The sequence below is a fragment of the Mesorhizobium sp. M2A.F.Ca.ET.042.01.1.1 genome, assembly GCF_003997405.1.
Classification (GTDB): Bacteria; Pseudomonadota; Alphaproteobacteria; order Rhizobiales; family Rhizobiaceae; genus Mesorhizobium.
Map to the genome: position 1 here is coordinate 1 of NZ_RZRX01000383.1, position 4,027 is coordinate 4,027.

General features: G+C 64.9%; 3 protein-coding genes and 1 pseudogene. 2 read left to right on the forward strand and 2 right to left on the reverse strand.

Annotation, left to right across the window (positions count from 1 at the left end):
* The coding region (locus EOA23_RS32245; RefSeq protein ID WP_127307053.1) for an AsmA family protein at nucleotides 1-1,186 on the reverse strand (1,186 nt) is incomplete at its 3' end.
* A 187-nt stretch (nucleotides 1,187-1,373) separates the two neighbouring features.
* On the opposite strand from EOA23_RS32245, the gene EOA23_RS32250 reads away from it, so the two are divergent.
* Nucleotides 1,374-2,342, forward strand: coding sequence for a Dyp-type peroxidase (locus EOA23_RS32250; protein WP_127307054.1), 969 nt, complete (start codon nucleotides 1,374-1,376; stop codon nucleotides 2,340-2,342).
* Between the two features lie 14 nt (nucleotides 2,343-2,356).
* Here the strand turns inward: EOA23_RS32250 and EOA23_RS32255 are convergent, their stop codons facing one another.
* Nucleotides 2,357-3,772, reverse strand: coding sequence for an FAD-linked oxidase C-terminal domain-containing protein (locus EOA23_RS32255; protein WP_127307055.1), 1,416 nt, complete (start codon nucleotides 3,770-3,772; stop codon nucleotides 2,357-2,359).
* Between the two features lie 165 nt (nucleotides 3,773-3,937).
* Between EOA23_RS32255 and EOA23_RS36740 the strand changes: the two are divergent.
* Nucleotides 3,938-4,027: pseudogene (locus EOA23_RS36740) on the forward strand (thioesterase); the annotation flags it as partial.

Sequence of the window (4,027 nt, forward strand, 5' to 3'; positions counted from 1 at the left end):
ACTTGGCCGACCAGCCCCCTTCGACCGGCTCGGCCGACAGCCGCACGTCGCGCCCCGTCGTGTCGCCCGCCACCACCGCCGGCAACCGCACCTCGAGCGTGCCCGGTATCGTCGGCTTCGGCATGTGCTGCAGCGTCTGCTCGAAGGCCGCGATGCGCTGGTCGAGCGTGAAACCCGAACCGGCGGCTCCGCCGACGGCCTCGTCGAACTGCACCTGCGCGCCGCTGGCCTCGACCGCGAAATGCGGCTTCAAGCCGAGATCGACGGTGGCCTTGCCGTCGGCGGTATAGGGATTGTCGAGCGGTCCGGTCTCGAAGCGGAACTCATTGACATTGAGCTTCTGGTGGTCGAGCGCGAACTTGCCGTTCAGCCGGAAGCCCGGGTTGGGCTTGCCGGTGCTGATCTTGACCGGTTCGCCGTCACTGCCGCGCAGCTCGGCCGAGTTCTTGTCCGCGCCCGAAATCTTGAACTGGCCGGAATAGACCGCGGCGCCCTTGACGATGCCGGCATTGCCGTCGGTCTCGATGATCAGCGGATAGGCAGCGGGATCGGCTTTCAGCCTGAGCCGCATCTGGCCGTCGGCCTCGACCTTGCCAGTCGAGGCCGAGACGTCGGTGCGCAGGCCATCGAAGCGCAGCGTTCCGTCCATGCGCCATGGGCCGGTAAGCGCCTTGGCCGAAATGGTCGAGTTGATTTCCGAGATCAGATGGCTGCGTCCGCCGGCGGCATGGCGCAACTCGATCTGCCCCTCGGTCACCGACAGCTTCTCGATGGCGATCTGGCCGGGGTTGAAGGGCGTCGACGGCCGCAGCGTCCAGTCGACGGTGCCGTCGCCGGCGACATTGATGATGGCTTTCGGATGCACCAGCCGCATGTCGAATATCAGCACCTCGCCGCGCAGGAAGGGTGCCAACTCCGCATCCATGGAGAAGGTCTCCACCGTCATCGCCGGCTGGCCTTCAGGCCCGCCGGCGACCTCGACATTTGAGAAGGTCACCGAGGGAAACGGCAACAGCCGTGCCGTCGCGTCGCCCTTCACCGTCACCTTGCGGCCGAGTATGGCGCTCGCCTCCCGCTCGAAATCGCCCCGGTAACCCGTCCAGTCGATGAAATACGGCACCACCAGCGCCGCGCACAGCACCAGCACGAACAGGCCACCGAAGATCACGAACAGGCGGGCGAGCATCTGTTTCCCGGGTTGAAAGTCAGCCGCACTCTACCTGCATCCGCGTGTCCATAAAGAGGCAATTCAACGTGCGGCAGCCGCCAATGTCTCCAGTTGCGCGACCGCTCGTCGTCGGGATATCTCTTTTGCGAATCCCTGCCCATCCGGCCACGTCCTTGGCCGCCATACCCAACACGGAGCGTCCCCGATGTCAGGCAAGAACTGGGATAGAGTGCCCATCGACGCGCAGAGCGTCGACGCTCCGCTGTCGACAGCCGCGATTTTCCTCGTCGTCACGGTCGGCAGCGACCAGGCCGCGCTTTCGACCGCGGCCTCGGTGCTCAGCGAGCTCGACGATCTGGTCAAGAATGTCGGTTTCCGCGACCTGTCGGGCCGACTGTCCTGCATCGCCGGCATTGGCGCCGGGCTCTGGAACCGTCTGTCGCCCAACCGGCGGCCGCGCGAGCTGAAACCGTTCGCGCCGATCGAGGGCACGGCCCATTCGGCGCCCTCGACCCCGGGCGATCTCCTGTTCCACATCCGTGCCGAGCGGCCCGACATGTGCTTCGAGCTCGAGCGCATCCTGCTGGACGCCCTTGGCCGCAGCGTGACCGTCGTCGACGAGGTCTCCGGTTTCCGTTATTTCGACGCGCGCGACCTGCTCGGCTTTGTCGACGGCACGGCCAATCCGACCGGCCTCGACCTGCCGGCCTCCGCCTTGGTCGGCGACGAGGACGGCGACTTTGCCGGCGGCAGCTACGTCGTCGTGCAGAAATACCTGCACAACATGGCGGCCTGGAAAGAAACGCCGACCCATGTCCAGGAGGAAATCATCGGCCGCACCAAGATCGACAACATCGAGATTGATGACGACGACAAGCCGCGCAAGTCGCACAAGTCCCTGGCCACGATCGAGGACGACGCCGGCAATGAATACGACATCCTGCGCGACAACATGCCGTTCGGCCGTCCCGGACAGAACGAGTTCGGCACCTATTTCATCGGCTACACGCGCTATCTGTGGGTGATCGAAAAGATGCTGCAGCGCATGTATGTCGGCGAGCCGCCCGGCGCCTATGACCGGTTGCTCGACTTCTCCACCCCGCACACCGGCACGACCTTCTTCGCGCCGACGCGGCCCATGCTGCAGAAGCTGGTCGAAGGCGTTCAGGAATAGACCTGGGCGGCGCGTTACCCCGCCGCCGGCAGAATCTTGCCCGGGTTCATGATGTTGAGCGGGTCGAGCGCCTGCTTGATCGTGCGCATGACATCGACGCCATGGCCTAGCTCATGCCGCAGGAAACCGACCTTGCCCTGGCCGATGCCGTGCTCGCCGGTGCAGGTTCCTTCCATGGCGATCGCCCGCATGTTGAGCCTGGCGACGAATTTTTCCGCCAGCGCGATCTCGGCCGGGTTGTCGACATCCATCAGCACCAGCACGTGGAAATTCCCGTCGCCGGCATGGCCGACGATCGGGGCGATAAGCCCCATCTCGGCTATATCGGCCTCGGTTTCGGTGACGCACTCGGCAAGCCGCGAGATCGGCACGCAGACATCGGTCGACAGCCCCTTGGCGCCGGGGCGCAGCGTCAGCGACGACCAGTAGGCGTCGTGCCGCGCCTTCCAGAGCTTTGTCCGCTCTTCCGCGACGCTGGTCCACAAGAACGGCCCGCCGCCATTCTCCCCGGCGATCATGCCGAAGGTCTCGGCCTGTTCGGCCACGCCCGCGTCGCTGCCGTGGAACTCGACGAACAGGCACGGACTTTCCGGATAGTCGAGCTTGGAATAGTTCTTCATCGCCCGCATCTGCAGCGCGTTGACCAGCTCGATGCGCGCCACCGGAATGCCCATCTGAATGGTCGCAATCACCGTGTTGCAGGCCGCCTCCAAGCTCGGAAAGGGGCACACGCCGCCGGAGATCGCCTGCGGAATGCCCTGCAGCCGGAGCGTCAGCGAGGTGATGATGCCGAGCGTGCCTTCCGAGCCGACCAGGAGCCGGGTCAGGTCGTAGCCAGCCGAGCTTTTCTTCGCCCGCTTGCCGGTCGTCACCGTCTCGCCGTCGGCCATGACCGCGGTCAGCGACAGCACGTTTTCGCGCATCGTCCCGTAGCGCACCGCGTTGGTGCCGGAAGCCCTGGTCGCCGCCATGCCGCCCAGCGAAGCATTCGCGCCCGGATCGATCGGGAAGAACAGGCCGGTGTCGCGCAGATGCCTGTTGAGGTCCTCGCGCGTCACGCCGGGCTCGACCGTGCAGTCGAGATCCTGCGGATTGACGGCGAGGATCCGGTTCATGCGCGAGGTGTCGATGGAAATACCGCCGCCCGGCGCATTGGTGTGGCCCTCGAGCGAGGAGCCTACGCCGAAGGCGATCACCGGCACGCGGTGGGCAGCGCAGGCGCGCACGATCTCCTGCACATCCTCGGTCGTCTCGACGAAGGCGACGCCGTCCGGCGCCTGGGTCGGGATATAGGTGGTGGTGTGCGCGTGCTGGCCGCGTATCGCCTCGCCGGTCTGGAAGCGCTCGCCGAAGCGCTGCTTGAGGATGCCGAGCACCGCGGCAATGCCTTCCTCGTTGCGTTCGACGGGATTGAGGTCGCTCAAAGCCATGAATTCCTCCGCGAATGGACCAGCGGCCACTCTTGATATGCAGCTATGGATGATGCCTAAAGCAATTCCAGGAAAAGTGTGAAGCGGTTTTCCGTCCGGAATTGCGCCGGAACAAAGAGAACCTCACCCGCCACGCCCTGTCCAGCGACGATCAAGGAAAATCAGATGACCATCCCCGCCCCCTTCATTTCCGACCCGATGGACATCGAAAAGGACTGGATCGACTATAACGGCCACCTCAACATGGCCTATTAC

Coding starts and splice junctions, on each gene's coding strand:
- EOA23_RS32250 (WP_127307054.1), top strand. CDS start 1,374: ATGTCAGGCAAGAACTGGGATAGAGTGCCCATCGACGCGCAGAGCGTC.
- EOA23_RS32255 (WP_127307055.1), bottom strand. CDS start 3,772: ATGGCTTTGAGCGACCTCAATCCCGTCGAACGCAACGAGGAAGGCATT.